The organism is Haloferax profundi, from assembly GCF_001469865.1.
Lineage (GTDB): Archaea > Halobacteriota > Halobacteria > Halobacteriales > Haloferacaceae > Haloferax > Haloferax profundi.
In genome coordinates, this window is the sequence record NZ_LOPV01000008.1 from 1 (window position 1) to 6,538 (window position 6,538).

Sequence of the window (6,538 nt, forward strand, 5' to 3'; positions counted from 1 at the left end):
AGTTTCGATGAGTTCACACGCCGTATCTTCGACGAGGTCGTCAATCGGTTCGAAATTCGCTTGCTGGGAGGCCATTTCTCCCTTCGGGACGACGGCCCCCACGACGTCCCAACCGCTGTCGAGTGCGTGTTTGAGCAGGTACCGCGAAAGCGCACGATTACCGACGAAAACCGTTCTCATTGGTTCTGTTTCAAATTCGGAATATTTCAACGTAATTGATTACGGGCGGTGCGCCTCGGCAAGTATCGAGTTGCAAGTTCGCTCCGCACCGCGTCCATCGACTAGCTCTTGTCCGCGGGATTGGAACGTTGCTCGTCTGCTTCGGTCACGAAGCAGTGAGTCGATGGATTCGTAGAGGAGTTCCTCAGCGGCATCCATCGGAAGCACATCAGCGAGTCCACGTGAATCGAGTGCGGTTGCGATTGGTTCTTGATTAGTTGCCTGTACGACGCCAACGAAGGGTGTTCCAAGTGCCAACAGTTCGTAGGTCGTACTCCCACATCCACTGACAGCCATATCGGCTCGTGCAATGAGAGAGAGAAATTCATCTGGTGAGTTGTGGATGACGACTTCTGTGTCGATTAAGTCGGCTGCTTCCTCGACTTCGGTCGTATGTTCCACACCAGGGCCAAGCACGACATCGACAGTCATGTCGAATCCGTCGAACGCACGTACCGCAGTCGGTGTGTAGCTTCGAATATCGCTTCCACCCATCGTGACAACTGCTCGTCGAGGTTGCTCCCGGACTGGAGAACGGGTACCGGACCGCTTTCTGACTTCTTCACGCAGGAGTACGTACCGGGTCCCGAGCAGGCATTTCGGATGCTCACCGACGAAGTCGTAGTCGAGTGACTCAGCGTACAAGTTCCCGTTGATGAGGATATCTGCTGCAAATTCGAACCGGGTGTCGTCTGAAATCACCGCAAGAACCGACACAGAATCTCGTACCGTGCGCATGTAGTTGGTGTCGACGAGATACGAATCTGCGATAACTGCGTCGGTGTTCGAATCACCAAGCCACGAAACGAACGGGTCCGGGTTGTCCCGCACTGAAAGCAATTTCGTCTCGACCGCTGGTGGGCACACATCGGAGACGGCACCGGGAGTCGTCGTCGCGTATGTCACATCGAAACCACGAGAGAGAAATTCCGCCGCGAGCGCGCTCGACCTGACGAGATGACCGTACCCGATATCTGGTCCACCGTCTGCTCTAATTACAATCATCGTGTTGGCTTTTGCCCAACGTCTCCATTTATTTCGGTGAGACCTTTTTCGTCGATAAGAGAAACGGCCTCTTCGACATCAAGTATCTCCTCGAACTCTACGGAGTCATATACGATTCGAAGCAGTTCGTAGTCTTTCGCTTCGTCGAGCGTTAATCTGAGGTCGCTTCGGTCCTGCATCGAGTCCTTCTCATAGACCTCATGAGAAGAGATGTTGGCAAGTACGAATTCACCGGTATCGTCGTTGAGATACAGCTGAGTAACGTGTTCTCGCTGGTGAGGTTCTGTCGAGTGATACTCGACGCGTTCAAAACTGTCCATAGTGAATGCCTCGACATCGAACCCGCGTGGGAACGTACGCTCTACGATATTGCTTGCATAATCCGCCCCCGTCTCTTGGAGTTTCTCGACGACAGCGTCGGCACATTCGGGAGGAATCAATGGACAATCGCCTGTAATCCGGACGACGATATCTGCATCATGCGAACAGGCGGCTTCGTACATTCGGCCGAGAACGTCTTGTTCATCACCGCGGGAAACAGCGGCTCCGAATCGAGGAGCGCACTGAGCGATGATATCATCACGAGCGTGAGTCGTCGTGGCAACGACCACTTCATCGATTGTCTTCGCTGCCAGCACACGACTCACGACGCGCTCGAGATTGTGCACACAGTCAAGGGGGAGCATCACCTTTCCAGGGAGTCGTGATGACCCCATCCGGGCCTGAATAACTGCGACTGTCTTCATAGCAGAAATCCGCGTGTGAGGTGTCATTAACTTGTCGGAGCACACGACTGGCCCGCACCGAACTCTCGGAGTTCGACTCACTCAGCAAAGGCGGGCACTCGGGTCAGTAGCGCAATCGCTCGCTCACTTACTGTTCAGAACCTCATCTCCGGCTAACATCGACGAGAGTAAAGATTCGAGTGGTTCCGCGCCCGGTCGAGTGTCGTCGATAGTTATCTCTTTGAACTGCTGGCGTTGAGTTTCGTCCCGCACGAAGAACGGGAACGGCGTATGCCGCTTGACCATCAACAGGTGGGCATATCGCCGAGCAAGCGCCTCTGTTTCCGTTGGGAGTGAGATCCGGTCTGGGTTGCTGATGAGGTCGAGATATTCTCGTTTGGTGCCTGGGTCGATAGTGAATCCGTAGTCACGATAGTGTGTCTCCCCAGTCACGATAACCGGAACACCACGGTATGCAGATTCGAGCCCGACGGTGGAGTTATACACGACTGCCGCATCGAGAGAGTTGATAAGCGCATACGTGTCAACATCTGTATCCGGTGGGAGAAGCGTGACGTTATCCGGGAGCGATGAGAACTCCTCTCGCACTCTCTCGGCGACGCTCTCGTGGGTTCCGAACTTCGCTTCTGCCGGGTGTGTTTTGATTACCAGTTCGGCTTCCTCAGTAGTTTCGAACGCACGAATCGTGTCAGATATCCATTCGAAGACATTCGCGTAGAGCGCGTTCTCCGGTTCGAGCGACGCGTCCCACAGCAAGTTCGTGAACATTCCGATTGAAACGACATCACCGGAGGTCACGGATCGGTTCGTGTGTGCAGAATAGTCCACGGCCATTCCTTTCCCGGACTCTCGACCGTACATTATCTCGTCGATGCGTGCCATTTCCTCCTCAGAGAGAGTCGAACGAAGGTGGTCACGAACCACGTCTTCACGAGTGAAGTGAGGAAGTGCGGACCGCTCACTCCGACCACCAAATATCAACGTTCCTTCTCTGAACCCAAAGCCTTGGCTGTAAGCGGTCACGCCGTGGTCCCGAGCGACGGCCATCGGTACTCCCCCTTGAACATAGTATGGTTCGTGAACGACAAGCAGTTCAGTTTCGTGCGTGGTCATTATCTGCTTGACTGCTCGTGCCACGAGAACTCCGAGAGAGAGGAAATTCTCGTACTCTCGTCTCATCTTCGGGTCGTCCAAGTCAATCGTATGGACTTTGAACCGTCTCCTGACCGACCCGAGGGCATATTCTTCGATGTTAAAGCGTTCGATGGTGTCACGAGACTCGTCGAGGTTCACCTCGTCCGATGAGACGAATTCGGAAAGACCGGTCACCTCCAGTCCGAAATTCTTCGGAATCTGTTTCTCGAAATACGATGTTTGCAGTGTGATTGTTTGGTCATCGCCGATTGACCGTTCGACCGGAACGTCAGTCAGGTCGTCGATGAGAAGAATAGGATTGTAGCCTCGCCTCCGAAATGCATCGGCGAGAATACAGTATCGAAGAGCGATGGTTCGATAACCGGGAATCAGTGGGAAGACGACGTGCCCATTGTCGCTGACCGCTTGGTCAAACTGTCGGACAGAGTCATCGACTGTTCCGGTGTAATCTGTAAACGCGTCGTACAGTCGCAACGCAGTGTGGCCAGCACCAGCCCGAGAGACGAGTTTTAGAACGCGATTTTTTACGTTAGTCATTTTATCGAATAGGTTTCGTGTAGCTATTTAATCGGCACGTTATCTGCTGCTGGAGCTTGTGACTTGCGATACGTTCAACGTCTATTCCGTATATCCGAGATGGCGGAGCCGTGACGTAACGACTCCTTCATCGACGGTCTCGGAATCAGGAGAGGGAACCTCGGCTGTCGTCTTTCGGCGACCATTGTTTTCGCAGACTAGCCATGGGACTTTGACAAGTTCTTCAGTGTATATTCCCTGTGGGTGGCCCCATTCTCGAACTGGGATTGGCCGTGCTCGTTCACCGACCATATTCCCGTGGTCGGCGGTCACGACGTGCCGGCCTTCGATTCCGTCCAATACAGACTGAACGTGTGGGAACGCCTCGTCGAGGGTCCTCTTGTAGAGTGGCCAGACATCGTCTGCACCGATATCGAGCTGTCCGAACATGATTTCGTGCCAGAAGTCGATCGTGTTGTCGCCCCCTTTGTGGAGGTGCTTTTTATCGAACGTCGACTCTGGATCGATAAACGGGTAATGTGGCTGAAGATAGTGAACGAGAATTCGCTTGGTTGGATATTTCTTGGCTGCTTCGAGGGCGTATTCCGCAGTCGTCTGTGGCATGACAGTATTGTACGTTTCGTTCCACCCGTCATCGAGCCAAACGTCGATAACGGCGTGGAACTCCGCGTCTATTTGTTCTTCGTGCCGGCGAAACTGTGGGTTTGCAGTTACGTAAACCGTGTCGTGCATTTCACGACCTTCGAAATTTGCATGAAGAAATTCCATCGTGTTGGAGCCACGTGACGTTCGAGATTGGAGGTCTCCAGTAAGTGATGATTGTTCGGCGAACATATCGTACCGACAGGCATCAAGAATTTGCAGTACGTCCCAGTCCTCAGACAGTATATCGACCCCACTGCGATTATACGACAATGTGTCTAACCGCGTGTAATAGAGCCGATTCAGTTCACGTAGCAGGAGTGCAGGCGTAGAAAGCCCATTCCGAATCTGGTCCAGAGAGTACATCTTTTGATAGTAGTCATCATAGACTTCAGTTATAACAATCGGTTAGTCGGTTTTCCTCTTCGGCTCCGGAGATTCCACCTTTGAAACGACTCCTCGGTGCGTTCCAGATGGTGCGGTTCCAACGTAGTTTGTAGCCGCAGATGCGGTGATTCCCCGTACCAATACATCCTCAACCCGGAGTTCGTACTGCTGGTGAGGTCTTTTCTGTGGCTTTGTGGGCCCGAATGGGTACACTCCTACTGGTGAACCAAGCGACGACAGTCTGTACGAAGACCTCACAGATGGCCTCGAGAGATTGAAACGGTTCGACCGAGTAGAACTCGCGCAAACCGGTGGCGAAGATTTGCCGACGGTACGAAAACAACGTGGTTAGAATTCGATTGCTGCCCAACCCCTCGGACTGGACGGCTACGTATTTCTAAACGGGTCCCAACGTGGGTGACACAAAGTTATATAAGCCAGAGTTGCTCGCAATGAGTTATGCAAGCAGTCGTCCTCGCCGCCGGTAAAGGGACTCGTCTTCGTCCCCTTACCGAAGACAAGCCGAAAGGAATGGTCGAGGTAAACGGAAAGCCGATTCTAACCCACTGTTTCGATAAACTCGTCGAGTTGGGTGCGGACAAACTCGTCGTCGTCGTCGGGTACAAGAAAGAAGTCATCATCAGCCACTACGGCGACGAATATCGAGACGTTCCAATTACCTACGAACACCAACGCGAGCAGAAGGGACTCGCCCATGCGCTGCTCACTGTCGAAAACCACATCGACGAGGACTTCATGCTCATGTTAGGTGACAATATTTTCAGCGCGAATCTCGGTGATGTCGTCAAACGCCAACGCGAAGACCGAGCAGACGCCGCCTTCCTCGTGGAGGAAGTCGATTGGGACGATGCTTCTCGCTATGGTGTCTGTGTGACGAACGATTACGGCGAAATCATGGAAGTCGTCGAAAAACCTAACGAACCGCCGTCAAATCTCGTCATGACGGGGTTCTACACGTTCACACCTGCAATCTTCCACGCCTGCCACCTCGTGCAACCATCGAACCGAGGGGAATACGAAATTAGTGAGGCTATCGACCTGCTTATTCGCTCGGGCCGAACTATCGACGCGATTCGTATCGACGGTTGGCGCCTCGACATCGGATATCCCGAGGACCGAGATGAAGCAGAGCGTCGACTCACCGAAGAGTAACCTTAGACCCAGCGTTTCGTATTGATAAAACGGAATTACTTAGACGACCTACGGGGCAGGTAAACCCAATGAAGGTCCTTATGGCCCCGTATTATTCGGGGAATCCCTACCAGGATTTATTAATACAGCACCTGGAGCGGCGGGATATCGAGGTATCAGTTGACGAAGAACCACTTCCGTTTACACCGTTTATTCTCCCAGCGCTTTTCGGTGACGTAGACATCCTCCATCTCCATTGGACACACCCGTATTTCCTCTTTGGAAGCATCGAGTGGGCGTATCGGATGCCAGGAAGCCGAATCGTCGCAACCATCGCAGCACTCTGGCTCCTTCTCCAAGTGAAACTCGCTTCGTACCTGTGTGATAGCGTTGTCTGGACCGTCCACAACAAGCACAACCACGAGCAGAACTTCCTCTCGTTGGATAGAGCTGTCAGTAAGCGACTCGTCAAAATGGCAGACACGGTACAGGTGTGGGACGACCGAACACGAGACGAACTGAAATCCTTCCTCAATGAGCCCCTCGACAACGCTGTGTCAATCCCACACGGCAACTACAACGACATATACCGCGACACGCCAGCGGTTTCGACACAGGAGGCCCGCGAGCAGTTGGGCGTCGAAGAGTACGAACGAGTCTACCTCTTTTTCGGCATGATTCGGCCGTACAAACAG

6 protein-coding genes and 1 pseudogene are annotated in these 6,538 nt (G+C 53.1%); 2 read left to right on the top strand and 5 right to left on the bottom strand.

Annotated elements, in window-relative coordinates; translation table 11 throughout:
• From AUR66_RS00475 to AUR66_RS00495, 5 genes are all read right to left on the bottom strand, one after another.
• Positions 1-180, bottom strand: a 180-nt coding sequence (locus AUR66_RS00475) for a hypothetical protein (protein ID WP_157532946.1), incomplete at its 3' end; no start/stop codon positions are given.
• A 39-nt stretch (positions 181-219) separates the two neighbouring features.
• Positions 220-1,224, bottom strand: a complete 1,005-nt coding sequence (gene pseG / locus AUR66_RS00480; protein WP_082682081.1) for a UDP-2,4-diacetamido-2,4,6-trideoxy-beta-L-altropyranose hydrolase — start codon at positions 1,222-1,224, stop codon at positions 220-222.
• Positions 1,221-1,970: a cytidylyltransferase domain-containing protein gene (locus tag AUR66_RS20280; protein WP_197409639.1), complete on the bottom strand. Its 750-nt coding sequence runs from the start codon at positions 1,968-1,970 to the stop codon at positions 1,221-1,223. Before AUR66_RS20280 ends, pseG begins: the two co-directional genes overlap by 4 nt.
• Before the next feature lie 123 nt (positions 1,971-2,093).
• Positions 2,094-3,662: a capsular polysaccharide export protein, LipB/KpsS family gene (locus AUR66_RS00490; protein WP_058570577.1), complete on the bottom strand. Its 1,569-nt coding sequence runs from the start codon at positions 3,660-3,662 to the stop codon at positions 2,094-2,096.
• An 81-nt stretch (positions 3,663-3,743) separates the two neighbouring features.
• Positions 3,744-4,430, bottom strand: a complete 687-nt coding sequence (locus AUR66_RS00495) for a hypothetical protein (protein WP_231727698.1) — start codon at positions 4,428-4,430, stop codon at positions 3,744-3,746.
• Between the two features lie 720 nt (positions 4,431-5,150).
• On the opposite strand from AUR66_RS00495, the gene aglF reads away from it, so the two are divergent.
• The gene (aglF, locus tag AUR66_RS00500; RefSeq protein ID WP_058570579.1) at positions 5,151-5,864 is read left to right on the top strand and encodes a UTP--glucose-1-phosphate uridylyltransferase AglF; all 714 of its coding nucleotides are present in this window, start codon (positions 5,151-5,153) and stop codon (positions 5,862-5,864) included.
• Positions 5,865-5,932: 68 nt separating this feature from the next.
• Positions 5,933-6,538: pseudogene (locus AUR66_RS21000) on the top strand (hypothetical protein); the annotation flags it as partial.